The organism is Xanthomonas sp. NCPPB 3005 (genome assembly GCF_041228095.2).
In the GTDB taxonomy this organism is placed as follows: Bacteria; Pseudomonadota; Gammaproteobacteria; order Xanthomonadales; family Xanthomonadaceae; genus Xanthomonas_A; species Xanthomonas_A bonasiae.
Genome location: NZ_CP166096.2, coordinates 1,850,129 through 1,875,586, shown reverse-complemented (window position 1 = coordinate 1,875,586; position 25,458 = coordinate 1,850,129). Strand labels below are relative to the sequence as shown.

The window sequence follows — 25,458 nt, the reverse complement described above, 5'->3', positions numbered from 1 at the left end:
AAATGGCCGAGTGCAACGCTATACCTGCCCCGCCAGGATCAGGCTCCTGGCCGCGTCGATCAGGCTGTCGCGCGCAGGACGCGGCGACCAGCCGAGCACCCGCGTCGCCTTGGACGTGTCGTAGTCGCGGCAACGGCACAACTCCGGCGCGAGGCGCTGCACGCCGGTGTCGAACAGCCGGTCCAGGCACGCGCTCAGGGCGGACGCCACGCGCGTGGGCATGCGTGCGGCGTATTGCGGGAAACGCGCGCGCAGCAAGGTCACGATCTCGTCGATCTGCATATGCTCGCCGACAGCCAGGAAGCGCTGATCGGCGGCGTCCGGATGCCGCATCGCGCGCAGGTGCAGCGCGGCCAGATCGCGCGCGTCGGCCACGTCGAACCCCAGCCGCGGCAGCCGCCGCACGCGGCCGTTGAGCAGGCACGCGAGCAGTTGCGCCGAGGCCGGGGTGTCGGCGCCCAGCAGCGGCCCATGCACCGAACCGGCCAGCAGCGTGGTCAACTGCATGCGGCTGCGGTGGCGTTCGACGAACGCCCACGCATCGCGCTCGGCGAGGATCCGCATCTGCGTTCGCGCGTCCAGCCGCACCGCCTCCATCCGGGTCCAGCAACTCTCGTCGGCATGGCGCGTCGCTCCGCACGGCGGCAGCGCCGCCAGCGCCGGCGCGGTCATCACCACGCGTTGCACGCCGGCGCGGTCGGCCGCGTGCAGCACACGCCACGTCGCCTGCTGCGCGCGCTGCGCCAGCTCCGTGCGCCGCGGCGTGCCGGCCACGAGCGGCGCGGCGTTATGCAGCACGAACGCGCAACCGGCGATCGCGCGCTCCCAGCCGGCGTCGCACTGGACATCGGCGGCGACGATGTCGAACCGGCCGGCGGCGTTCGCGTGCAGCGCGATCGCGCCGCGGATCTCCGCTTCCCAGCGCGGATCGGCCACCGCCGCACGCACCCGGTAGCCGTCGCGCAACAGCGCGACGACGATCCAGCGTCCCAGGTAGCCGAAACCGTCGGTCACCAGCACGCACTCCTGGTGCCGCCCACGCATCCTGGTCACGTCATCGCAGAGCGTGGCCATGGCTAGAACGCGCGGCTGATACTGAGGCTGCCGAACACCGCCGGCTCGCGCTGCTGGTCGAACTCGCGCGTGCGCCGGTACTGCGCCAGCGTCGCCTGCCAACGGCCGCGCCGCAGCACCGCGCCGGCGGCGAGATCGCCCACCCACGGGCGCGGATCGATGCGCTGCCCGGACTGCCCCTGCAGCGTCAGGTCGTGGGCCATCCAGCGCGCGTCGATGCCGACGAACAGATGCCAGGCCCACGGCCGCGCGGCCCATCCGGCCGCGGCCATCGCACTGTGCCCGCCGGCCGGGCGCAACGGATCGCTGCCGAAATCGTCCGGCAAGCGCCGGCCCCAGCGCCATTCGAATCCGGCGTTGGCATAACGGGCGAAATTGCCGACGCTGGCGCCGACATGGCCGACGCCGTCCCAACCCCACCCGTCGCCCGGCGCCGATCCCGGCCAGCGCTGCAGGCGTTCGTGCACCAGCTGCAGCACCGGCCGATCACGCAACTGCCGGTCCCAGCCCTGGAAGCGCTGCAGCCCGAACACGCCGTGCACCGCGTCCTGCACCTCGCGCCCGCGCGCCGACGGACCGACCATGCCGATGCGCAACTGCGTGCTGCGCAGGCTGCGCGCATCGCCGAGGTTGTAGCCAAGACCGAGCATCGCCACCGCCGCATACGGACGATCGTCGAGGATCGGATCGGCGCGCTTGCCGTCGGTCGGCGTGAACAGGCCCTGGCCGAGGCTGACCGTCAGCTGCTGGCGGGTGAAGCGGCCGGGGAACCACTGCTCGGTGCGCGCGTTGAGCCAGCGCGCGACACGAGCGCGGCAGGGATCGGCCGCCGCGCCGACCAGATCCGGCAGTACCACGCTGGCCACCGCACCGTTGGTATAGCCCTGGTCCTGCTGCGCCAGGCCGAGGAAATCGTTGTCCAGGCGCAGATCGAACAGCGCCGGGCCGCGTTGCGCCGCAGGCGTCGCGCATGCCTGCGCCGCAGCCAGGTCCGGCACGGCCAAGGCCGCGGCCAGCCACAGCCAACAGCTGCCACCGCGCCGTCGCCGACGATCCAGCGCATGCACCGAGCGCGGCGCGCGCTCAAAACACATGCACGTAGCCCAGCACGATGCGCGACTGCAGCGCGCTGTCGACCAGCGGGCTGTCGCGGATCTGCGCACCGAGGCGATCCACACCCACATCGAGGAATAACGAGTCGCGGTGCGCGACGCGGTAGGCCGCGCGCAGACCGGCCTCGACATTGATGCTGGCGCCGGGGCGATACGGCAGCCGCTGCGCACGCGCTTCCTGCGGCCGCACGCCGTAGTAATAGTCCACGTAGCGGCGATCCAGCCATGCCGCACCCAGCCGCGGAATCAGTTCGAACAGGCCGAGATCGAAGACATGCTCGACCGAAAGGCCGATGCGCTGCCCGCGGCTGTAGCCGGACACGTCGTGCATCCACTCCAGCGTCGTGTTGGCGATGCCGGTGCGCCACGTGCCAGAACCGCCGAGCCACAGCCGATCCTTGCGCTGCTGCATCCCGTCCAGGGACGGCGAATCGGATGCTTCGTAGCCGTCGTGGGACAGCCGCGTGGTCAACGACAACGCCACCGGCCCCAGCGACGGCAGATTCAGGCTCAGCGAAGGCCCGTACACGCTCCACCATTTGCTCTCGTAGACCAGCAAGGGCAGCGCGATCAGGTCCGGCTCGACCCCGCGGTACGGCTTGTGCACCGTCAGTGCGGCCATGCCCAGGCCCCAGCGCGAGCCGCGTGCCGGCGCGCTGTCGTCGTCGGCCGTCGCTGCCCAGGCTGCATGGATCGGCAGCACCAGCAGCGCGGCCAGGACGACCGCCACGACCGCGCCGCGCCAGAACAGCGACGCCGCCGGCATACGCCGACGCGGCGGGATATCGGGAAGATCGTAGAGCGCCTGCAATCCCGGACGCAGGCTATGCGGAAGGCGTGGCGGAGTGGGTCGACGCGGGCGCATGGGGGTGTCCTGATCGGAGAGAAGCGGAACGGAAAGCAGCTGTGCGCGAGGCGGCGCAACGTGCGGCGACACGGTGGACGCAGCCGCCGCCGCAACGACATCCAGGCATGCGCGCGGCGGCCGGCACTGCATGGGCGCGATGGCGTTGGCGACACGGCGGCGTGGCCTGTCGCCTGCCGCGACGGCACTAGTTCAACCGTGCGACCAGATCCTCGGCGCCCTTGCGGATCCCCGCCTTCGCCGCGCCCAGGCCACCGATGCTGGCCTTGACGTTCATCGCGTTCGGATACTGCTTGGACACGTAGGCGCCGAGCAGGCGGTTGTTGCCGGCGTCGTAGATCTCCACCGCGTAGCTGACCGAACCGGACAAGGCGCCTTCCTTGCCGCGGATCGACTGCACCACGTTGTACGGGCCGCCAGCCAGATCGAACTTGGTCACCGTGCCGGCCACCTGCGGCGTCTTCTTGGCGCCGGTCAGGGTCACCGCCACGCGCAGCGAACCCGGCCGCGGCCGGTCCAGCAGCGCAAAGCGCGCCTGCAGCGCTTCGCCGAACGTGGCGCGCATGAAATTCGCCAGCTCCGCCTTGTCCTGCTCGGTCACCTTTTCGTCGAACTGGCTGTCCGGCCCCTGATAGATCGCCACCGGCTCGATCACCGCGCTGTCGTAGTCGCGCCAGTCGGCGCCGGCCGCGTAGTCGTACGGAACCCGGCCGGAGCGGTCGCCGAGGTTCGGCCGCAACTGCTGCGACGAAGCAAGCCCGCTGTAGACGACCGGACGCGTGCTGGCGCAACCGACTGCACCCAGGCAGATCGCCAGCGCCAGCGGGCAGAGCAAGGAAGAACGTTTCATGGGAGAGCCCTTTTCGTAGATTCGACGGGACAGCCGCTTCGCGCGGTGGTGCACGGAACATCGCAGTGCGGCATCGCCGCGACCGACGCCGCCGATCGCTGGCCGAGGCATCGTCGCCTCGAAATGAAACCGTACTGTACGGTTTATTATTAGAAGCGAATTTCCCCACTGTCAAGAAAAATGTACAGTTGAGTTCACTTTAGGAGGCGCAATGAAGGTTCGAACCGAGGCCCGACGCGAGGCCATCGTCGAGGCGGCGACGAAACTGTTCCAGGAACTGGGCTACGAGCGCGCCTCGATGAACGAACTGGCCAAGCGGCTGGGCGGCTCCAAGGCCACCCTGTACGGCTATTTCGCGTCCAAGGAGGAACTGTTCAGCGCGGTGGTGCGCGCCGCGGCGACCGCGCATCTATCCGACGCGATCCGGCGCCTGCAGGCGCCCCTGGCCGGCGAGACCGACCTGCAGTCGATGCTGCTGCACTTCGGCGAATGCATGCTGCAGGTGGTGACCAACGATGCGCTCGCCATCGCGGTCTACCGCATGGTGGTGGCCGAGGCCGGCCGCTCCGAGGTCGGGCAGCTGTTCTACCAGGCCGGCCCCAGCGAATCGGTGGTGGCGGTGGCCGCGGTGCTGGAAGCGGCGATGGCGCGCGGCGAGCTGCGCAACAGCGACCCGACCATCGCCGCCCTGCACTTCCTGGCGCTGCTGACCGCGGAAGTGGAAGTGCGCATCTACCAGCGCGATCCGCCGCCGCTGCCGCCCTCGGCGGTGCGCAAGATGGTGGAACGCGCGGTCGAGCTGTTCCTGCTCGGCGCCGCACCGCGGCAGGCAGCCAGCGCCGCGTCGCGCACGGCCGGCAAACCCGCGGCGCGCAAGCGCGCCCGCGCCTGATCGTTGCGCGGCCGCGCGGCGCTGCGGCGCCACCGCAATGTACTCCTGAGCGCGCAACGCCATCGGAGCACGAACGCTCACGGCCCGAACACGATGACCGCCGAGGTGCCGTCGGTGAGCGAGGATTCCAGCTGCAATCGCCAGCCGAAGCGTTCGCAGATGCGCCGCGTCAGGAACAGGCCCAGGCCCGAGCCACCGCCCTGCGTGCCCGGTTGCTGCAACGACTCGGTATAGCGCTGCGCGGCCTGGATCGTATCGAAGCCTGCGCCCGAGTCGCGGATGCACAGCCTGCCGCCTGCCAGCGAGACGCTGATCGCGCCCTCGTGCGTGTGCTCGGCGGCGTTCCTGAGCAGATTGCCGACGGCGATGCGCACCATCGACTCGGGTGCGCGCAAGGTGAGCGGTTCCAGCGTCTCGACCACGCATTGCACCGGCTTTGCGGCGAGCAGGTACAGGTGATCGCGCACCAGGTCCGGCAGCAATCCATGCAGCAGCGTGACCTCCCGCCCTTCTGCCGGGGTCGGCTCGCGCGACAGGTACAACAGCGCCTCCATGATCTGGGTCAAGGTGGCCACCGCCTCATCGATGCGCTGCAGCGGCCGCTGCGCGCGCTCGGGCAAGACCTGCTTGTGCAGCACGTCGGCAGCGCCGGAAATGACCGCCAGCGGCGTGCGGAACTCGTGGCTGGCCTGGTCCAGCAGCCTGCGCTCGCGCTCGATCGCCCGCTCCACCCGCTCCAGGTGCGCGTTGGCCTCGCTGGCGATGGTGTTGAGTTCGCTCTTACGGTAGGTGGTGGGCAAGCGTTGCTGCGGCTGCAACGGGTCCAGCGTGCGCATCCGCCGCGCCAGGTCGCGGATCGGCCGCGCCAGACTCAGCGTCAGCCACCAGATCACCAGGCCGATCATCGCCAGGTTCAACAGCATGAACAGCACACTGAACTGGACGCTTCCGTTCTGCTTGTCCTCCAGCTCGGTCATGTCGATGCTCATGACCAGTCGCCCCTGCGGTATCGCCGTGACCAACGCGGCATAGCTGCGGTCGCGGGTGGCCTCATCGCCGGCGAATGGCCCCCAGTGCGGGGTCAGAATCGACACGGCTCCGGCCCAGGGCGAGGAATCGCCGTACGCATCGAGCTGGTCCTCGCGGTAGTAGCCGGGGGCGAGCGAGGCCAGCAGGGCCGGCATGTCGGGCGGCGGCGCCGCGCTGTCGCCGACGACCCAGCCCTTCACCGCGCCGGCCGTGGGCAGCGCGTCGCGCAGGTCGCGCTGCGGCGAGCGCAGCACGCTCTGCGTGCTCGATACCAGCAACTCCCTCCAGATCGGATGTTCGATCAGCTCCTGGCTCAGCAGACCTTGCACCGTGAGCGCAACGGCGAGCATGGCCGCGGACACCACCAGGCTGGCGCTGATCAGCCACTGCAGGCTGCGCGAGCGGCTGCCTTTCACCCGGACGTCCCACCCAGGCGATAGCCCGCGCCGGTGATCGTATGCAGCAGCTTGTCCTCGCCGTCCTGATCCAGCGCGCGGCGCAGCACATGCATATGCGAGCGCAGCAGGTCGCCCTCGGGCTGCGCATCGCCCCAGATCAGGCGCTCCAGACGATCGCGCCGCACGATCCGCGGCGATTCGCGCATGAGCAGCTCCAGCACGTTGCGCAAGGTGCCGGACAACAGGATGGCGCGGCCGCCGCGCGTCACCTGCAGGCTGTCCAGGTCGTAGCTCAACTCGCCCACGCGCAGCACGTTGCCGGCCGCGGCGCTGGCCCTGGCGCGGCTCACCATCACCCGCAGGCGGATCTCCAGCTCGGGCAGCGCGACCGGCTTGACCAGGTAGTCGTCGGCCCCGTTCTCGAACCCCTGCAGTTTGCCCTCGAGCTGGTCCTTGGCGGTGAGCATGATGATCGGCGTGCGGCAGCCGTGTTCCTCGCGCAACCGACGCAGCACGCTCATGCCGTCCATCCTGGGCAGCATCCAGTCCAGGACGATCGCGTCGTAGCGGTTGCACAGGGCCAGGTTGAGCCCGGAGTGGCCGTCGGGTGCGGCGTCCGGCTTGTGCCCGCAGGCCTCCAGGTAATCGAAGATGTTGGCCGCGAGCGCGCGGTTGTCCTCGATGATCAGGACCTGCAGGACCTGGGCGTCGGACACGAAACTGGCGTTCATCGGACGGAGGCTTCCAAGGGTTGAAGGATCATAGCCGGCGCGTGCTCGACGCGCCGCGGCCACTGGCAGACCAGGCGCGTGAGGCGCGCCGCTCAGGCACGCAGCAACCACTCGCCCACCGCGAGCACAGCGGCCAGCACGCCCAGCGCGCTGCCCAGCAGCGCCGCATTGAGCCCCCATTTGAGCGCGTTGTAGAGCGACCGCTGGCGCGCGCGCAACCGCCGCATACGCGCCATCAACGGCGTCACGCGGGCGAACAGCGCGCTCGCCGGGCCGCGCCGGTCGCGGGCATCGTTGGGCGTCAGCGCCGCACGGGCGAGTTGCGCGTAGGCCAGGTTGAACAGCCGCCCCGGCCAGGCCATCGGCCTGCGCACGTCGCACATCAGGATCAGCCGCGGCGCATCGGTGTCGTTCCTGACGAAGTGCAGGTAGGTCTCGTCGAACACGAACGCCTCGCCATCGCGCCAGCACCGCTCTTGGCCATCCACATCGATGAAGCACTGCGCGGCATTGGGCGTGGCCAACCCCAGGTGATACCGCAAGGAGCACGCCAGCGGGTCGGCGTGCGGGGTGAGTCCCGAACGTGGCGGCAGCACCGCGAACATGGCCGCGCGGATCTCCGGATAGCCGGCCAGGATCTGCAGCGTCCTGGGACAGCTGGCGCGCGCGGACGCATGGGTGTAGCCATACCAATGCAGGTAGTAGCGGCTCCAGCCGTATTTGTAGAACGTACGAAAACCCACGTCGAACGCGGCAGGCGCGCCTTCGCGGCGCGCCTCCTCGAAGCCGCCGCCGGCCTGCATCGCCAGCGCTTCGTCGCGCATGACCTGCCAGTGCTGCGCCAGCGACGGCAGCCTTGCGTAGCGGTCCAGCGCGACGAACGGCCCGCGTGCGGCACGCCGGGTGAAGGCGTAGAGGATCACGTTGGGCAGCGCGAACAGCGGCCAGCTCTTGCGCAGGTACTGGCGCAGGCTGGCGTAGCGAGCGCGGCCGCGGAACCGGTAGACGTAGATCATCGCCGCCAGCGCGCTGACGACCACCGCGAGCACGCTCGAGGCGATCACAGCGTGGCCGCCCGCTGGCCGCGCGTGCGGCCGCACCGTGCCGCCGCCTCCGCTACGCGCTCCATCAGAAACCCCGCGAGAAGCCGATCAGCACCGAACCGACGCCATCGGTATCCGGCTCGAGCAACGGACTGTCGCTGAGTTCGTCGGGCAGCATGCTGTACTGCAGACGGGCCAGGAACTGCCAGCGTTCGCCGATCGGACGCACATAGGTGAGGCCGACCGCCGGCACGGTGGCCGAACCCGGTTTGTAGTCCACCACCCCGCGCGCCACTTCCTTGTCCAGCGTGCCGTAGTAGTAGTTGGCCAGGTCCTTGGACAGATGGCTGACGCTGACGGTGGGAGTCAGCCGGCCGCGCCCGACAGCGATCGGATAGGCGTATTCGGCGGTGAGTTCGAAGCCTTCGCTGGCACCGGTGACATCGGCCTTGGCGGTGAATTCCAGCTCGCCGGCAACGCCTTTCCAGGCGGTGGCCAGGCCCAGGTCCAGGCCGTCGTCGCGGTCCTCCAGCAAGCGCCTGTCGATCCCGTTGCGCGCCAGCTCCTCGACGCCCAGGTCGTCCGCCGCAACGCCGTCCATGCGCACCGCGGCGATGGCATCGAGGCTGAAGCTGTCGCCCTGGACGAGATGGAATCCGCCGGCGATGCCGCGAAAGAAGAAGCGCTCGCCCTCGAACAGGATCAGCGGAAACGGATTGGTGCGCGTGCCCTCGCCGGCATACGGGCTATCGGACGCCACCACGCCCAGGCCGAGTCCCCAGCGGTAAGGCGGCTCCTCGGACAGCGAAGGATCCGACTGCGGCGTGGTCTGCGCCGCGGCGATGGACGGCAGCGCCAGGAGCGTTGCGAGAACGAAACGGGAATGGGTCATGGACGTTGCCTTGAGTGCCTGCTGTGGAGGGAGTTCACGTGTCGTCCGAGTGGACTGCGGTCGTCCACGGAGCGTCGGTGCGGCGGCAGCGTGCGACAGCCATGTCGGGACAATGTCGTCGCCGCCGCGACGCCGCCGCCCGCGACGTCGCGCCGACATCCCCGTGGCACCGTCCGCCGCTGCCCTCCCGCTGCCCCGCGCCGCGATCGCCTGCCACGGACCGCCCCCTCGATGACCGCCTCCCGCTCCCCTCGCCTGCCCCTGATGCTCCTGGCGCTCGTCGCCACCGTCGTCGGCTGTACGCCCCCGCCCGAGCCTGCCGCGCCACTGACGACCGCAGGCGCGCCCGCCGACGGGCGCGATGGCGACGTCATCGACGTGCGCACCGCCTTGCCCGCGCCGCTGCAGCCCGGCCGCCGCAAGCCGCTGATCGGCAGGGTCGAGGCCGGCGAGGAACTGCCGCTCGCGTTCCTCGCCGCCGGAGTGGTCGACGCGGTCCGCGTGGATATCGGCGACCGTGTGCGCAAGGGCCAGGTGCTGGCCTCGTTGCAGGCGACCGACCTCGATGCGGCCGCGGTCTCGGCGCGCACCCAGTCGCGGCTCGCCGAACAGCAACTGGCCCGTTTCCAGCAGCTCTATCAGCAACGCTACGTGTCCTTGCATGAGCTGGACAGCGCCCGCAGCACTGCCGCGGTAGCCGAACAGGAACTGCGCCGCGCCGCGCACCTGCAGCGCTATGCGCGCATCGTGGCGCCGGCCGACGGCATCGTGCTGGCGCGCCAGGTGCGTCCTGGCGAGATCGTCAGCCAGGGCCAGACGGTGCTGACCGTCGCCGGCCTGGACAAGGGCTGGCTGGTGCGCGCAGAAGTGCCGGACCGCGACGTCGCGGCGCTGGCGATCGACGCCCCGGTGCAGATCGCGCTCGACGCCGCGCCCGGGGCCGCGCTCGACGGCCGGGTCTCGCGCATCGCCGGCGCGGCCAGCGCCAGCAGCGGCACCGTGGCGCTGGAGATCCGGATCCTGACGCCGCATGCGGCGCTGCGCAGCGGCATGATCGCGCGGGTCGCGCTGCCGGCCACCGTGCCCGCCACGCCGCGGCTATCGGTGCCGATGAGCGCGCTGATCGACGTCGAAGGCACCCAGGCCGCGCTGTTCGTCGTGCGTGAGGGGCGCGCGCAACGCAGCGCCGTGGCGATCGGCGAACTGGCCGACGGCCGAGTGGAAATCAGCTCCGGCCTGCGCGCCGACGACCGCGTGGTGATCGGCGGCGCCTCCTATGTCGTCGACCGGGCGCGCGTGCGCGAGAGCGTGCTGTGAGGCGCCCGTCGCTGGCGATCTGGGCGCTGGCCATCCGCACGCCGCAGTTCATGCTGGTGCTGCTGGCGCTGGCCTGCGCGCTGGGCGCGTATGCGGCGATGATGATTCCGCGCCAGGAGGATCCGAGCTTCTACAACCCGTCGGTGGACATCACCGTGGTCTACCCGGGCGCCGATCCGGCCGATATCGAACGCCTGGCGGTGGACCCGATCGAGGACGCGTTGATCGAGCTGGACAACGTCAAGGAGCTGAACTCGACCAGTTCCAACGGCGTGGCCGAATTGATGATCGAATTCGCGTGGGGCGAGGATCCGCTGCGCCGCTACGACGAGGTGGTGCGCGAGGTCAACGCGTTGCGCCCGCAGCTGCCGGCGGACATCACCGAGATCCGCTATCGGCGTTTCAATCCGAACCTGGTCAACATCGTCCAGTTCGCGATCACCGCACCGGCGGCCAGCCCACTGGAACTGAAGAACCTGGCCGAGGAGCTGGAAGAACTGATCGAGAGCGTCCCGGGCATCCGCCGCGCCGACATCAGCGGCATCCCGATGCCGGAGGTGCGCGTGACCCTGGACCTGGCGCGGCTGGCCGAGCTCGGCCTCGCCCCGGCCAACGTGCTGGCGAAACTGCGCAGCGACGGCGTCGCGGTGCCCGGCGGCGCCGTCGAGTCGGGTGGGCGCCGCTTCAACCTCGCGACTTCGGGCGACTTCGCCAGCCTGGAGAGCATCGGCGCCAGCGTGCTGCGCGCCGACGACGGCGGCGTGCTGCGCCTGCGCGACGTGGCGCTGATCGCCTGGGGCACGGAAACGCCGCTGGTGCAGGCGCGCTACAACGGGGTGCGCGCCGCGTTCGTGTCGGCGAGCATGCAGGACGGGATGAACATCTTCGACGTGCAAGAGGCGATCGCCGCCAAGGTCGAAGCCTTGCGCGCGCGCCTGCCGCCCGGCGTGGCGGTGGTGCAGGGCTTCGATCAGGCCAGCAACGTCGACGCGCGCCTGAGCCGCCTGCTGCTGGACTTCGCCATCGCACTGGGGTTGGTGCTGCTCACGCTGGCGCCGCTGGGGCTGCGTGCCTCGGCGGTGGTGGTGGTGGCGATCCCGCTGTCGCTGTCGCTGGGCGTGGCGGCGATGTGGCTGCTGGGCTATTCCATCAACCAGATCTCGGTGGCCGGCTTCATCCTGTCGCTGGGGTTGCTGGTGGACGACGCGATCGTGGTCATCGAGAACATCGCGCGCCATTTGCGCGGTGGCGCCAGCCGCGCCGACGCGGCGATCCGGGGCACCGGCCAGATCGCGCTGGCGGTGCTGGGTTGCACCTTCGCGCTGCTGTTCGCGTTCCTGCCGCTGCTCAACCTGCCCGAAGCGGCCGGGGAGTTCACCCGCGGCTTGCCGCTGGCGGTGGCGCTGACCATCGTCGCCTCGCTGCTGGTGGCGTTGACCGTGGTGCCGTTCCTGGCAAGCCGCGTGTTGTCGCCGACCGAACCGGAACAGGGCAACCGCCTGCTGCAATGGCTGCGCCGCGGCATCCATCGCCTGTATCGGCCGCTGATGCAGCGTGCGCTGCAGGCTCCCAAGCGAACCCTGATGGTCGCCGGCCTGGCGGCGCTGGCCAGCCTGGCGCTGTTGCCGGCGCTGGGCTTCACCCTGTTTCCGATCGCCGACAAACCGCAGTTCACGGTTTCGATCCGGGCGCCCGAGGACGCCTCGCTGGCCAGCACCGACCGCGCACTGCGTTTCGTGGAACGTACCCTGCAGGACATGCCGCAGATGACGAAACGCATGAGCACCCTCGGTTCCGGCAATCCATGGATCTACTACAACATGGATCCGCTGCCGGACAATCCCGGCGTCGCCGAGGTCTTCGTCGGCATGGATGGCTGGCACGGCGACGCCAGCCAAGCTCTGCTGGACGATCTGCAGCGACGTCTGAGCGGCTATCCGGACGCGCACATTCAGGTGAAGCAGTTCAAGAACGGACCGCCGATCGACGCCCCGATCGAGGTGCGCATCCTGGGCCCCGAGCTGGCCACGCTGAACGCCCTGGCCGCCGAAGTCGCGCGCCGCATCGCCACCGTCGATGGCACCCGCGACGTGTTCAATCCGCTGCGCGTGCCGCGCCTGGATCTGGCCTTGAACTACGACGTCGCAAAGGCCGGCCTGCTCGGAGTCGGGCCGGAACAGTTCGATGTCACGGTACAGATGGCGGTGGCCGGCGTGCAGGCCGCCACCTACCGCGACGACCGCGGCGATCCCTACCCGGTCGTGCTGCGCATGCCCGGCGCCGAGCGGCCGCAGTTGCAGGATCTGCACAACATCTGGTTCCACAACGAACGCGACGGCAGCAAGGTACCGTTCGCGCAGATCGCCGCGCCGCGCCTGGAAGCGGGCCCCACTCGCATCGAGCGCTACCTGCGCGAACGTCTGGTGGTGGTGACCGCGGAAGTCGACTCGGGGCTGCCTCTCGATGGCGTTTCCGCCGCGGTCTACGCCGAACTGGCGCGGATGCCATTGCCCGCCGGATACCGCCTGGACGCCGGTGGCGAGGCCGAGGCGACCGCGTCCAGCATCGGCGGCCTGGGCACCGCCTCGCTGGTCGCCCTGTTCGGCATCGTCGCCATCCTGGTGCTGGAATTCGGCAATTTCCGCTCCACCCTGATCGTGCTCGGCGTGATCCCGTTCGGCATCGGCGGTGCGATCGTAGCGCTGTGGATCGCGGGTTATCCGCTGTCCTACACCGCCATTCTCGGCTTCGTGGCGCTGGTCGGCGTGGAGATCAAGAACTCCATCCTGCTGGTGGATTTCACCAACGCGGCGCGGCGCGCCGGCATGCCGCTGCTGCAGGCCATCGAACACGCCGGCGAGGAGCGTTTTCTGCCGGTGCTGCTGACCTCGGTGACCGCGATCGGCGGGCTGCTGCCGCTGGCGCTGTCCGCTTCGGGACTGTACGCGCCGATGGCGATCGTGATGATCGGCGGGCTGCTCGCGTCCACGCTGCTGGCCCGCATCGTCACGCCGGTGATGTACCTGCTGCTGCCGCCGAGCGTGGCGCGGCAATGAGGCGCAGCCCCGGCATGCGCCGGCAGTCTGCCGGGCGCGGCGAGCGCTGGTCGGCGGCGCGCGCCAGGCATGCGCGGCCTCCCGCCTCGCATTCCGCGACGGCGTGCGGCGGCGGCCGCATGCTCCCGGGCAGCGAACGATGCCGACGCGCACGCCAGGCCCGGTGGCAGGCGGCCATCCTTGAACTGGCCGGCACGCTGGTCGCCTGCGCCGAGGCGACGCACTGGTTCCACCACGATCCGATCCGCGAACTGGGCGGATGGACCGCGGCCGAACTGGTACGGATGCAGCGCGGCCCCCAGGTCGTCGCTTTCCTGCGCTCGGTGCGCCGCGGCGAACGCGATTGAGCGGGTCTGGCGCGCGGCGTGGATGACGGCGCGACCGCTGTGGCGCGCGGCAACGACGGCGCACCCCACACGGCGATGGCCTGCACGGCTACAGCGCGCGATAACGGAAATCGCACAGCCGGACCTGGCCGCGGCCGGCGCTGTAGATGCCCAGCTTCAGGCTGAGGAAGCCGCCGAACACGTTGTGATGCAGGCCGGACACCTCCATGCGCGTGGGATGCAGCGCCCAGCTGCGGCCGTCGTCGCGCGAGGTGTGGAAGGTGATCACGTTGCGATCGTTGCTCACCCGCAGCCGCAGCGTGCGCGCGGCATTGGGCAGGCGCGCCCAGCGCAGCTCCTCGGCGTACTGATAGGTCCGCAGTTCCTGCGGCGTGAATCCCACGCCGACGAAGGCCTTGTGGCTGTAGAACAGCAGCAGCCCGCCCTCGGCGTCGCCCAGCAAATCCAGGGCGATGTCCGCGCAATAGGCGCGGTCGCCGACCGTGCAGGTCAACGGCGCGCTGTCGAGCGGCGAGTGGCCGGCAGCCGCCAGCAGCAAAGCGCGGTCGGCATAGCGCAGGCGTGCCGTTTCCTCCGCCCGCGGCGCATGAAACGCCCATTGCATGCCGATCCTGTCGGTCGAGAAATCGTCCGACAGCGGCATCCCGGCCGGTCCGGCGCGGCCACCGGTCGGCTTGGCCAGCGGCACGGACAGATCGCCGCCGCGGGCACGGAACCAGCCATCGTCGGTCCACTCGATCGGTTCCAGCAGGGTCTGCCGGCCTAGCGTGCGGAAGCCGTTCTCGTACCCGTGATAGATCATCCACCAGTCGCCTGCCGGACCTTCGACCAGCGAGGCATGACCGCGCGACCACCAGGGCTCGGCGTCCGATCGCGTGCGCACCAGCGGGTTGTGCGGGCAGTGCTGCCACGGGCCGTGAATGGATCCGGAGCGCGCGGCGATCACCATGTGTCCGGTCGCCGGCCCCGCGGTGCCGCCGACAGCCGTGACCAAGTAGAACCACGGCCCGCGGCGCAGCAGCTTCGGCCCTTCCGGCGCGAAGTTCTCGGTCACCCAATCGTCCGGATAGCGCCAAGGCTTGTAGGCCTCTTCGAGCGGGCCGTCGGTGGCCAGCCCGTCGTCGCGCAAGCGGATCTTGCGGATGCCGTTGACGAACAGATAGCGCTTGCCGTCCTCGCCGACCACGTGGCCCGGATCGATGCAACCGGCGATCTGCAGATCGATCGGCGCGCTCCACGGCCCCTCGATGCGGTCGGCCCAGATCACGTGGATCGACCAGCCGGCACCATCGCGGTCGGCCGGCAGATAGATGAAGTAGCGTCCGGCGTGCTTGCATAGGTCCACCGCCCAGACCGTGCCCAGCGTCTCGTGCAGGGCCGCCCCGATCGGTGCCCAGTTGACCAGGTCGGTGGAGTGCCAGATGACCAGACCCGGATAGGACTGGAACGACGAAAACGTCATGTAGTAATCGGCGCCGTCCTTGAGCACGGTCGGATCGGGATGGTCGCCGGCCACGATGGGATTGAGATAGGTGCCGTCGCCTAGGTCGGCCTTGCGCTGCCCTTCGACGCCGCGGGCCCAGGTCGCGGCCGGCGCGCCGTCCGCGCATGGCGCCTGCCGCGCGAACGACGGCAACGGCGCCGTGGCCGCGCCGGCGACGCAGGCCTTGAACAGGGTTCGACGGGTGAGACTGGGCATGGGCGCGATCCGGGGCGAGGACAAGATTCCAGGCGATGCTGGCACACCTGGGCAACGTCCTGCGCACCGGCATGGCCTGCTTGGTTCTGCATCGGACCCAGGGCAATGGTCCGGCGCGCCGCGCAAACACCGCCAGGACCGGCCCTGGCCCAGCGCTTGGCCGCATGTGCCCAGCCAATCGCGCCCCCTGGCGGCGCGGGCGCACCGCCATTGCACCAATCCGCCAGCGATGGCGCCGGGCGACGTGGTACTGGTGCGGCCCGATGGCTATATCGGGATGACCGCGCAGCTGGACGAACCCGCTGCGCTCACCCGCTATCTGGCAGCGGCCGGCTTCCGCTAGCCACGCCCGTCGGCACGCCGTTGGCAAAACGCCAATCGTCCGCACCAGGCCACCGCGCCTACGGGACGATCGTGACCACGCCGTTCCTCAATCGGGACTGGCTGTCTGCATCATGCGCGAACAGCGTCACCACCGGACGGCGACGACAGAGTTCGCGCAATCGGGCGGTGCTTTGCCGATGCTGCGCCGCATCCTGCGCCACGCCATCCACGACCCCGTCCAGCAACGCCTGCTCGCTGTAGGCGGCGTCGCCGGCAACGAGCACGACATGCGTCTTCAGATCGACCGCGACGCACAGGTGCCCCCTGGTATGGCCAGGTGTCGGCAGCAGCCGCACGCGGCCATCCCGGGTAAGACAGCTGCTGCGCTCGAAGTTCTCCCAGGGGCCATCGTCGAACTCCACCGTGCGCGGAAGCAGCCAAGCCGGATAGTGCATGTTGAGATAGCCGCTCAAGGGCCCGGTCGCCGCCAGACTGGCGTCGGCTTCCACTGCGGACATCACGATGTCGCTGTGCGGGAAATGGTGCAAGCCACCGGCATGGTCGCCATGCATATGCGTCATCACCACCCAGCGGACATCGCTCGGCGCGAATCCGAGCGCCTGCAGGCGCGGACCCACTTCCTCTTCCGGCTCCACCCAGCGACGCTCGCAGAAGCGCATGAACGGATGCCACCAAGGCTGATATCCCGGATCGTTGGCATGCGAGCTTTCGCCGGTATCGACCATGATCAGGCCCTCGGGGTGCTCGATCAGGGTGCAGCCGATCGGCAGACGCGGCGACCACTGCCGGTCCAGTAGCACGCTGGCGACCCGCCGCGGCCGGACATTGCCATGCGCGCGCTGGTGCGCCGCCTTGATCTGGACATCGCCGGTTTGAATGCAATGAATTTTCACCACCTACTCCTCTGCCTGTAGCGACGACCTGGATCTAGCGACTGGACGGGTCAGCCGCACCCGACGCGATGGATGCGCGCGCGCTCGGCGACGCACCGCCACCCCCATCCGCGGCCGCATCGGACGGCGGCGTGCCCAGCGCGCGGAACAAGCGCGCGCTGTCGCTCAACCTGGAGGCCTGCGCCCGGATCTGGTCCAACTGCATGCTGCGGTACTGCAGCTCGCTGGCGCGCATGGCGTACTCGCTGACCGCGCCCAATTGCGCCCGCCTGGCCATGTCCTCGTAGCCACTGCGCGCGGCCGCGGTGGCGCGCGTCGCGGCGTCCAGCACGCCGGCGTCGGCCTCGAGCGCGACCAACGCGTCGGCGACATCCTGGAATGCCGCCAACACGGTCTTGCGATACTGTTCGGCCGCCGCCGCAAATGCGTCCTGCGCCCCGCGGCGTTGCGCACGCAGCGCACCGCCATGGAAGATCGGCGCGGTCAGCGAGGCGCCGAGGCGCCAGATGTTCGGCGTCGCCCCCAGCGCGTCCCAGTCGTAGGCGCCGCGACCGAACTGCGCCGACAGGCTCAGCTGCGGAAACATGCGCGCCGTGGCCGCACCAACGTCGGCTGACGCAGCGCCGAACAAGGCTTCCGCGGCCTGGATGTCGGGACGCGCGTGCAGCAGATCGGACGGAACCAGCACCGGAATTTGCTGCGGCACGGCCAGCGCGGCCAGCGCAATCGGGGCAGGCGCCTGATCCGGCGTGCGTCCCAGCAGCACCGCGAGCGCATGCCGGGCCGATGCTTCCTGCTGGCGCAACATCGGCAGATTGATCGCCGTTGCCGCGGCGCTGCGTTCGGCCTCCAGCGCTTCGTCGTGACCGACGGCGCCGAGCGCATAGCGGCGGCGGGCGTCGCCGGCCTGGTTCTCGGACAACGCCACCAGGCGCTGCGTCGCCATGATCTGTTCGTGCAGCGAGGCGATGGTGATGGCCGCGGTCACGATGTTGGCCGCCAGCGCTCGCCGGCTCTGCGCCAACTGATACGCCTGGGCGTCCACGCGATACGCGGACGCGCGGTTGGCATCGCGATTGGCATGGAAAAGGTCGAGCGTGTAGCCGACCTGCAGCTGCCCGACGAAGCTGTCGTAAAGCGAGGTCGGGGGACTGATTCCGGGCAAGCCGAGCTGGCGCTGGCGCGCCCCCGACGCGCCGGCATCGACCGACGGCAGCGTGGAACCGCCCACCTGTGCGCGCAGTTGCTGCCTGGCCGCGTCCAGGTTGTGCTGCAGCGTCGCCAGATCGGGGCTACGCTGCAGTCCCTCCTGCACCAGGGCGTCGAGTGCGGGAGACCCGTAGCGCATCCACCAGGTCGGCACCTGCTCGCCCTGCGCGGCGGCGGACGGCGGAGCGGCCGCCGAGGTCGCAGCAGCGGCATCGGGGACCGCATAACGCGCGGGTATCGCGACAGCGGGCGGGGACGCGCTGGGCGCGAACGAAGCGCAGCCGACCATCAACAGGAAGCTGGAACCGCAGATCGTCCTGGCGATGGCAGCGGACTTGCGTACGAAGGGCATGGTCAGGCTCCCGACAGCGTGGATGCCGGGGCGACGGATGGCGTCGCCACCTCAACCCTGAACCAGGCCGCGTACAAGGCCGGCAGGAAGAAGAGCGTCAGCACGGTGGCGATGGTGATGCCTCCCATCAGCGACGTCGCCATCGGCCCGAAGAAGTTGGAACGCAGCAAGGGAATCAGCGCCAGTACGGCGGCCGCGGCCGTCAGCAGGATCGGACGGAAGCGGTGCATCGTCGCCGCCATGATCGCGTCAGCCCGGCTCTGCCCGGCGCGCACGTTCTGCTCGATCTGATCGACCAGGATCACCGAGTTGCGCATGATGATGCCGAACATCGCGATCACCCCCAGCAGCGCCACGAAGCCGAACGGCTGATGGAACAGCAGCAGCGACGCCACCACGCCGATCAGACCCAACGGCGCGGTGAGCACGACCATCAGTACGCGCGAAACGCTTTGCAGCTGGATCATCAGCAGGGTGAAAACGGCCACGACCATCAGCGGGACCTGCGCAGCGATCGAATCCTGGGCTTTCGCGCTCGCCTCCACGGCCCCGCCTATTTCCACCGTATAGCCGACCGGAAGCCCGGAGCGGAGGCTCGCCAGCGACGCATCTATCGCGTTGGTCACATCGATGCCCTGCGCACCGGCGACCACGTCGGCCTGGACGGTGACCGTGGGCAGCCGATCGCGCTCCCAGATCACGCCATATTCGAGATCGGCATGGAATCGGCCGATGCTGGACAACGAAACCGCGCCATGCGGCGTTGCGATGGCCAACGACGCCAACCGCGAGGGATCCAGCCGCTGATGCCGCGGCGCACGCATGTCCACCGCGATCAGACGGTCGTTCTCCCGGAACTGGGTCACCGTGGCGCCGGTCGAGGACAGTGCCAGGAAGCTGGAGACGTCCTGCGACGTGATCCCGAGTTCGCGGGCGCGCTTCTGGTCGATTTCGAACCGCAGCGATCGCTCGGAAGGTTCGTCCCAGTCCAGTTGTACCGTCTGCGTTCGCGGTTCGGCGCGGATGACCGCCACCACCCGATCGGCGATCTGGCGCACCTTGCCGATGTCGTCGCCGCTCACGCGGAATTGCACCGGAAACCCGACAGGCGGGCCGCTTTCCAGGCGTGCCACGCGCGAGCGCACCGCCGAAAAGTCCCGTTCCAGCAGGCCGTCGAGCCAGGACGCGAGCGCGTCGCGCTGCTCGGTCGACTTGGCGGTGATGACGAACTGGGCGAAGTTCGGCTGTGCGAGCTGCTGGTCCAGCGACAGATAGAAGCGTGGCGCGCCTGCGCCGACGTAACTCACCGAGTGAGCGATTTCCGGGCGCGTGGCGAGCGCGGCTTCCAGGCGCTGCACCTGCCGTGTCGTCGCGTCGATGGATGCGCCTTCCGGCAAGCGCAGGTCGACCAGCAGTTCGGGCCGCTCCGATGTGGGGAAGAATTGCTTCGGCACCAGCGAAAACGCCGCCATCGACGCAGCGAACAGCAGCACGGTGACGCCCAGCACCACGAAACGGCGCTCGATGCACCAGCCGACCCATCCGCGCAGGCGCCGATAGAACGCGGTGTCGTAAAGCGCGTGCGCGTGATCCGTCTCCTGGTGGGGCGTGTCCGCGGGCTTGCGCTGCGGCAACATGTGATAACCCAGCACCGGAATGAGGATGACCGCGGCCACCCACGACACCACCAGTGCGATCGCCGAGACCTCGAAGATCGAGCGGGTGTACTCGCCGGTGCTGGACTTCGCCAATGCGATCGGAAGAAACCCCATCACCGTCACCAAGGTGCCGGTGAGCATCGGGAAGGCCGTGCTGGTGTAGGCGAAGGCCGCCGCGCGCATGCGATCGAAGCCCTGCTCGAGCTTCACCACCATCATCTCGATGGCGATGATGGCGTCGTCGACCAGCAACCCCAACGCGAGCACCAGGGTGCCCAGCGATACCTTGTCGAGCCCGATGTCGAAGACATGCATGAAGAATGCGGTGATCGCCAGCACGATCGGAATCGAGATCACCACGACCATGCCGGTGCGAAACCCGAGCGTCACCAGGCTGACCAGCAGGACGATGACCACCGCCTCGGCGACCGAGCGCAAAAACTCGTCCACGGACGCGGACACGGTGCTGGGCATGCTCGACACCTCCGCCAGCGCCAGGCCGGCCGGAAGCTTTTCGGCGAGTCCATGCGTTGCGGAGGCCAGCGCCTTGCCCAACTGCACCACGTCGCCACCCGGCTGCATGGTGATGCCGATACCCAGCGCCGGCTTGCCGTTCAGGCGCATCTGGCTCTGCACTGGATCGTCGTAGTCGCGCCACACCCGCGCGATGTCGCCCAGGCGGAAGCTGCGCCCGTTCACCTGCAGCAAGGTCGCGGCGATGTCGTCCACCGTACGGTACTGGCCGCTCGGCCTGACGAAGACACGGTCGTCGGCGGTATTGAGCATGCCGGACGCGGCCAGGTCGTTTTGCGCACCGACGCTTTGCGCGACCTGGTTCGGGGTGATTCCCAGCGTGGCGAGGCGCGCGTTGTCGATCTCGATGTAGATGCGCTCGGAAGGATCGCCGAAGTAATCGACCTTGGCGACGCCAGGCACGCGCAGCAGGACCGTGCGCATTTGATCGGCGTAACGATGCAGCTGCGCCGGGGTGAATCCGTCCCCGGTCAAGGTGTAGATGTTGGTGTAGACATCGCCGAACTCGTCGTCGAAAAAGGGCCCCTGCACCCCGTGCGGCAAGGTCGTGGCGATATCGCCCACCTTCTTGCGGACCTGATACCAGGTCGGCTCCACCGCTTTGGCCGGTGCCGATTCCTTCATGTTGAAGAACATCAGCGACTCGCCCGGCCGCGAATAGCTGCGCAGGAAATCCACGCCTGGCGTTTCCTGCAGCTTGCGCGCGATGCGATCGCTTACCTGGTCCTGCACCTGCTTGGCGGTGGCGCCCGGCCAGAAGCTGCGGATCACCATCACCCGAAACGTGAACGGAGGATCCTCCGACTGCGCAAGCTTGCTGTAGCTGAAGATGCCGGCGATGGTCGCCATCGCAATGAAATAGATCACCAGCGCACGATGACGGAGCGCCCAACTGGAGAGGTTGAACCCGTCGCGGTCCGGGGAGGCCGTGCTCATGCGCCGGATTCCGGTGCATCGATCGCCTTCACTGGGCGGACCTTTTCCCCGGCGCTGACCGCATGCACGCCTTGCTGGACGATGCGTTCGCCGGGCGCCAGGCCGGCCGACAGGATGACGCTGCGCTCCTCGTAGCGCGCGACGGTGACCTCGCGCAGTCCGAGCACATCGCCTTTGTCGATCACCCACACCGCCGGGCGCGGCCCCTTGTGGAACAGCGCCGTGGCCGGGATCTTGATGCCGGTGCCGGCCGCCGCCGGCGCCGGCGCCGCGGGAGCGAACGCCACCTCTGCCGACATGCCGAGCCGAACGTCCGTATGCTCCGGCAAGCCGAGTTTGATGCGGTAGGTGCGGCTTTGCGGATCGGCAGCCACCGCGATCTCGCGGACCACGCCGTTCAACTGCTGTCCCGGAAGCGAGGGCAGCGTCACGCGGGCGATCGCCCCGGTTCGGATCTGGGCGACATCGCGGTCGGCCACCTCCGTCACCGCATCCATCGCGCCCGACCAGGCCAGCTGATACACCGCTTGCCCGGCGGTGACGTTCTGCCCTGTGGCCGCATCTTCGGAGGTGATGCACCCGTCGTGCTCGGCCTTCAACGAGGCATAGCGCGCTTGATTGTGTGCCAGTTCCAACTGCTGCCCGGACTGCCGCTGCTGCGCCAGCGCGGACGCGTAGGCGTCTTCGGACTGGTCCAGCTGCGCCGGCGCGATCAGCGCTTCGGCCGCCTGCGCCCGATCGCGCTGGACCTGCGTGGTGGCGAAGGCGAGTCGGTGCTGGGCAGCGGCCGCCTGCGCCTGCGCGATCTCGACGTTGCGGTCGAAATCGGTGGCATCCAGCAGCGCCAGGACTTGCCCGCCGCGCACGCAGTCGCCCAGACGAACCTTTCGCTCGAGGATCTTCCCGGCCACCCGGAACGAGGTCGGGGTGCTGTAGCGCGGCTGGATCTCCGCAGGCAATGGACCGATGGCGGCACCGTGCCCGACCTCGACTACCCCCATGACCACCGCTTTGGGCGCGGCCGCAGGCGGATCGGCGCTGTGACACCCGGCCGATAAGGCCGCGCACAGGCAAAACATGGTCCAACGGAGGAACTCTGGGAGGCTTTTCATGTGACGGATGCCTGGATGCGCCGATTGATCCGCTGCGGATCCTAATGCACAACAAATTCAAATACAACGTGTATCTTAAAGGGCATGCATCCGACAACCGACGCTGTCGGTTGGGGCGGCTGACATGTGTCGCCAGCGAGCTTCCGGCCAACCATGGCACCGAAAGGTCGCCGGGCCGAGGGGGGGCCGTTAAGCTAAACGCCCCTGCCAAGACGTTGCGCGCGTATCCGGTGCGGGCCCTTCCAGGCCGCCATTGCCACGAGGACACCCAGACCACACATGCAAAAGCAGCACGCCATCAAACCCAAGCGGTTGACGCGACAAGAGAGCAAGGACCTCACCCGCGAGCGGTTGCTGGAAGCCGCACACACCCTGTTCCTGGAACAGGGCTACGCCGGCGCGACGATCGAGGACATCACGGCCGCCGCGGGCTTCACACGCGGCGCCTTCTATTCGAACTTCGATGGCAAGCCGCAGATTTTGCTTGAACTGCTGTTGCGCAGCTACGCGTCGATGATGAGCGAGGCCCATGAGATCGCCGCGAGCGGGAGCGACGTTGACCAAATGCGTTCGGCGCTGCTCGCCTATTACGGCAAGCTGCTCGATCAACGCGAGTACTTTCTGCTTTGCGCCGAGGCCAGGCTGCTGTCGATGCGCGACGCCGATTTCCGCCAACGCTTCAACGAGGTGCTTGAGAACGAGCATGGTCAGATCGTCCAGCTGATGGATGCCTTTCGAGCGCATCCCGGCATCCGCACCCGGATGCCCTCCAACGTCCTCGCGATCGGTTTCGCCGCCATGCTGCAAGGGGTCCAGGCCTTCACCACATCGACGCCGGACTTTCTCAGCACCCCGCTCGCACAGGCCACGCTGAGCGGATTCATGGATCAGATCCTGTTCGATCGCCAGTGACGTCTGCGGACCGCCGCCCGGCGCTTCGCCAGTGGCCAGTCGCGCCGCAGCGCACTGAACTCCGAAACGCGCAAGCCATTGCATGGCGCTTCGGGCCAGCCCGTTCCGGCGGCATCAGGACGCCGGGATCAGGGCACGATCAGACGCGCACGCTGCGGCCGCCCCGACACTGGGCAAGACCGATGCCACGGGCTTCGATCGATTCGGGAGGCCATCCCCGCAGGCGCCGGCACGCCTCCATGCGGCACGCCGGAAGGGGCGCGTGCAGTCATCAGGCACTGCGTGCTCCGATCGCCGAAACCGGCACCATGCAACGCCGACGGATGCGGCGCACACGTCACTTCAGACGATCTGCCGGGATGGCGTCCTTGATGTCGTCCGCGAACTTGCAGATCAGACGTACAAGTTCCTCGACGTCGCGTTCTTCCCAATCGGCAAACACTGCAAGCCCGAGCCGCTGACGCGCCTCGTCCACGCGATCGGTCATCGCCTTGCCTTTCTTGGTGACGACAGCCTCGCGAACGCGCCGGTCGAGCTCGTTTTCCCGACGATCCACCAGGCCATGCTCTTCCAGCTTCGCGACCTGCCGGCTGACGGTGGTGTAGTCGCGCCCAACGCGATCTGCCAGTTCGACGACGCCGATCGGGCCAAGCCGCTCGACCAGCACCAGCAGGGGAAACAGCGCCCTTTCCAGGGCGATCCCCGCCTCGCGGATCATCGCCTCGTCGCGCTGAGGCCGGTTCATGACGCCGACGATCTCCAGCAGCGCCCCATGCAGGGTGCGCAGTCGATCCGCCTTCTGGGTGTTTTCTACCTTCTTCATCGATCTTAAGTCGGCCTTCATACATTGGGTGCAATATACACACATTGCGCACTAGACACCGAGCCGGATGGCATACGCCACCTTACACATCCTGCGGTCCATCGACTCGGCAAGCGTGTCAGTGGGCCGGCTGCCCTCAAGGTTGATGGCAAATTGCGGATCGACGCACGCCTTGCGGGCCGCTCGGAAAAGGCATGCCAGCCACCTCTCCAAGGTGCGTGAATGTTTGGCCCCGTCCATCGCCAAGGCTGCAGCGCCCTCCGTCACCCGCTTCCCAGAACTGGACTCGCCACGGCCCCCAGCCACCGGCGCCGACAACCACCGACCGCTCGCTTTTCCGAGGCATCCCCATGGACATCAATGTGAACAATCAAGCAGCACCACAGCGCTGGGTCGAATTCCAGGCCACGAACCGTTTCCGCCGCGCAATCCGCGACTTCGACTCCAAGACCATCCCGGAGGAAGACGTCCGCGCGTTGCTGGGCGAAGCGGTATTTGCGCCGTCGAGCGGGAATCTACAGCCGTACCAGTTCCACTGGATCCGGAGCGCGCAGGCTAGGTCCGACGTTGCAGCGGCATGCAATGGCCAGAAAGCGGCCAGTTCCGCTGCGGATCTCATCGTTGTCGTCGCCAGCCCCGACATCGCGAGGCGCACGGCGCATGCCCAGCTTTCCCACGTCGAACGCTCCGCAACGCTCGAGCTCAAATCCAAGGCGTACCACCGCAAGCAGGTGGGGAAATTCCTGAAGATCCTTGGCATTGGCGGGCTGCCAGTGTGGTCGCCCATTCTGGCCGTCGCCGCATTGATTCGGCCGGCATTGTCGCTGCTGCCGGTCGGCCATATCGGCAGTCGCCATTGGACCGCACGCAATGCGGCCTTCGCCGCACATACGCTCATGCTTGCAGCCGCCGCGAGGGGAATCGACTCCTGTCCGATGGAAGGGTTTTCCGCGAGCAACGTCGCCAAGGCCCTGCATCTTCCGCGCGGAACCGTCATTCCGCTCATCATCGCGCTGGGATATCGCGCAGACCATGCCAGGATCGAGGAACGCTGGCGTCGCCCGATGGACGAGGTCGTGGTGACGCACTAGCCGGATGCCGCAAGGGCGCTTGGCGCTCGGCCACGTCGGGCGCCCGGCCGAGGGCCGGAACGCGCTGTTGGCCAGCAACATGGCCAAAGCCACGTCGACGCATCGACTGGGACGATCGACACGCCATCGCCCGCAAGGCGGGCGGCAAAGCGCCTTCCCTGGCGCTTTCGCATCGGCTGAGAACGGTTGTGCACATCTACCAGACCCCGAGTGCGTGATCTAGAACGCGTAACTGGCTTGGACGCCAAGGGTTGCGCGAATCGCCGATGGCCGGGCTATCAACCGAAT

At 68.7% G+C, this 25,458-nt stretch carries 21 protein-coding genes; 7 read left to right on the top strand and 14 right to left on the bottom strand.

From position 1 onward, the window contains the following. Positions 1-18: 18 nt before the first annotated feature. The 4 genes from AB8810_RS08005 to AB8810_RS07990 all read right to left on the bottom strand — a co-directional run bounded on the left by AB8810_RS08005 (position 19) and on the right by AB8810_RS07990 (position 3,901). Complete coding sequence (locus tag AB8810_RS08005; protein ID WP_369916149.1) at positions 19-1,014, bottom strand: NAD-dependent epimerase/dehydratase family protein; 996 nt, start codon at positions 1,012-1,014, stop codon at positions 19-21. 62 nt (positions 1,015-1,076) lie between these two features. After that, a complete protein-coding gene (locus AB8810_RS08000; protein WP_369916147.1) occupies positions 1,077-2,168 on the bottom strand; it encodes a lipid A deacylase LpxR family protein in 1,092 nt (363 codons plus the stop codon). Beyond that, positions 2,158-3,183, bottom strand: coding sequence for a MipA/OmpV family protein (locus tag AB8810_RS07995; RefSeq protein ID WP_369916145.1), 1,026 nt, complete (start codon positions 3,181-3,183; stop codon positions 2,158-2,160). Before AB8810_RS07995 ends, AB8810_RS08000 begins: the two co-directional genes overlap by 11 nt. A 55-nt stretch (positions 3,184-3,238) precedes the next feature. Further along, positions 3,239-3,901 carry a DUF3313 domain-containing protein gene (locus AB8810_RS07990; protein ID WP_369916143.1) on the bottom strand — a complete coding sequence of 221 codons (663 nt, stop codon included), beginning with the start codon at positions 3,899-3,901 and terminating at the stop codon, positions 3,239-3,241. Between the two features lie 211 nt (positions 3,902-4,112). Between AB8810_RS07990 and AB8810_RS07985 the strand changes: the two genes are divergently transcribed. Next, entirely contained in the window at positions 4,113-4,793 is a 681-nt protein-coding gene (locus tag AB8810_RS07985) for a TetR/AcrR family transcriptional regulator (protein WP_369916141.1), read from the top strand. Positions 4,794-4,870: 77 nt separating this feature from the next. On the opposite strand, the gene AB8810_RS07980 is transcribed toward AB8810_RS07985, so the two are convergent. The 4 genes from AB8810_RS07980 to AB8810_RS07965 all read right to left on the bottom strand — a co-directional run bounded on the left by AB8810_RS07980 (position 4,871) and on the right by AB8810_RS07965 (position 8,886). Continuing rightward, complete coding sequence (locus AB8810_RS07980; protein ID WP_369916139.1) at positions 4,871-6,238, bottom strand: sensor histidine kinase; 1,368 nt, start codon at positions 6,236-6,238, stop codon at positions 4,871-4,873. Further along, a complete protein-coding gene (locus AB8810_RS07975) occupies positions 6,235-6,918 on the bottom strand; it encodes a response regulator transcription factor (protein WP_369916642.1) in 684 nt (227 codons plus the stop codon). The genes AB8810_RS07980 and AB8810_RS07975 overlap by 4 nt, the downstream gene beginning before the upstream one ends. A 125-nt stretch (positions 6,919-7,043) precedes the next feature. Then, entirely contained in the window at positions 7,044-8,015 is a 972-nt protein-coding gene (locus tag AB8810_RS07970) for an aspartyl/asparaginyl beta-hydroxylase domain-containing protein (RefSeq protein WP_369916137.1), read from the bottom strand. A 64-nt stretch (positions 8,016-8,079) separates the two neighbouring features. Further along, a complete protein-coding gene (locus tag AB8810_RS07965) occupies positions 8,080-8,886 on the bottom strand; it encodes a MipA/OmpV family protein (protein WP_369916135.1) in 807 nt (268 codons plus the stop codon). Between the two features lie 264 nt (positions 8,887-9,150). Between AB8810_RS07965 and AB8810_RS07960 the strand changes: the two genes are divergently transcribed. From AB8810_RS07960 to AB8810_RS07950, 3 genes are read left to right on the top strand one after another with little or no spacing between them, the layout of a single operon-like run. Then, a complete protein-coding gene (locus AB8810_RS07960; protein WP_369916133.1) occupies positions 9,151-10,203 on the top strand; it encodes an efflux RND transporter periplasmic adaptor subunit in 1,053 nt (350 codons plus the stop codon). Continuing rightward, a complete protein-coding gene (locus AB8810_RS07955) occupies positions 10,200-13,259 on the top strand; it encodes an efflux RND transporter permease subunit (RefSeq protein WP_369916131.1) in 3,060 nt (1,019 codons plus the stop codon). Before AB8810_RS07960 ends, AB8810_RS07955 begins: the two co-directional genes overlap by 4 nt. A 14-nt stretch (positions 13,260-13,273) precedes the next feature. Beyond that, a complete protein-coding gene (locus AB8810_RS07950) occupies positions 13,274-13,606 on the top strand; it encodes a hypothetical protein (RefSeq protein ID WP_369916129.1) in 333 nt (110 codons plus the stop codon). A gap of 88 nt (positions 13,607-13,694) precedes the next feature. On the opposite strand, the gene AB8810_RS07945 is transcribed toward AB8810_RS07950, so the two are convergent. After that, positions 13,695-15,305 carry a family 43 glycosylhydrolase gene (locus tag AB8810_RS07945; RefSeq protein ID WP_369916127.1) on the bottom strand — a complete coding sequence of 537 codons (1,611 nt, stop codon included), beginning with the start codon at positions 15,303-15,305 and terminating at the stop codon, positions 13,695-13,697. 166 nt (positions 15,306-15,471) lie between these two features. Between AB8810_RS07945 and AB8810_RS07940 the strand changes: the two genes are divergently transcribed. Further along, a complete protein-coding gene (locus tag AB8810_RS07940; protein WP_369916125.1) occupies positions 15,472-15,648 on the top strand; it encodes a hypothetical protein in 177 nt (58 codons plus the stop codon). A gap of 58 nt (positions 15,649-15,706) precedes the next feature. Here the strand turns inward: AB8810_RS07940 and AB8810_RS07935 are convergent, their stop codons facing one another. The 4 genes from AB8810_RS07935 to AB8810_RS07920 are packed head-to-tail and all read right to left on the bottom strand — an operon-like array spanning position 15,707 to position 22,233. Further along, complete coding sequence (locus AB8810_RS07935; protein ID WP_369916123.1) at positions 15,707-16,543, bottom strand: N-acyl homoserine lactonase family protein; 837 nt, start codon at positions 16,541-16,543, stop codon at positions 15,707-15,709. Between the two features lie 34 nt (positions 16,544-16,577). Continuing rightward, a complete protein-coding gene (locus tag AB8810_RS07930; RefSeq protein ID WP_369916121.1) occupies positions 16,578-18,104 on the bottom strand; it encodes an efflux transporter outer membrane subunit in 1,527 nt (508 codons plus the stop codon). Between the two features lie 2 nt (positions 18,105-18,106). Beyond that, complete coding sequence (locus AB8810_RS07925) at positions 18,107-21,232, bottom strand: efflux RND transporter permease subunit (protein WP_369916119.1); 3,126 nt, start codon at positions 21,230-21,232, stop codon at positions 18,107-18,109. Beyond that, complete coding sequence (locus tag AB8810_RS07920; protein WP_372530420.1) at positions 21,229-22,233, bottom strand: efflux RND transporter periplasmic adaptor subunit; 1,005 nt, start codon at positions 22,231-22,233, stop codon at positions 21,229-21,231. Before AB8810_RS07920 ends, AB8810_RS07925 begins: the two co-directional genes overlap by 4 nt. A 390-nt stretch (positions 22,234-22,623) precedes the next feature. On the opposite strand from AB8810_RS07920, the gene AB8810_RS07915 reads away from it, so the two are divergent. Then, complete coding sequence (locus tag AB8810_RS07915) at positions 22,624-23,256, top strand: TetR/AcrR family transcriptional regulator (RefSeq protein ID WP_369916115.1); 633 nt, start codon at positions 22,624-22,626, stop codon at positions 23,254-23,256. Positions 23,257-23,593: 337 nt separating this feature from the next. Here AB8810_RS07915 and AB8810_RS07910 read toward each other — a convergent pair whose 3' ends face one another. Then, the gene (locus AB8810_RS07910; protein WP_369916113.1) at positions 23,594-24,079 is read right to left on the bottom strand and encodes a MarR family winged helix-turn-helix transcriptional regulator; all 486 of its coding nucleotides are present in this window, start codon (positions 24,077-24,079) and stop codon (positions 23,594-23,596) included. A 350-nt stretch (positions 24,080-24,429) separates the two neighbouring features. Here AB8810_RS07910 and AB8810_RS07905 point away from each other — a divergent pair, with 350 nt between their 5' ends. Further along, positions 24,430-25,170 (top strand): nitroreductase family protein, encoded by a 741-nt coding sequence (locus AB8810_RS07905; RefSeq protein ID WP_369916111.1) that lies wholly within the window; start codon positions 24,430-24,432, stop codon positions 25,168-25,170. Positions 25,171-25,458 lie beyond the last annotated feature (288 nt).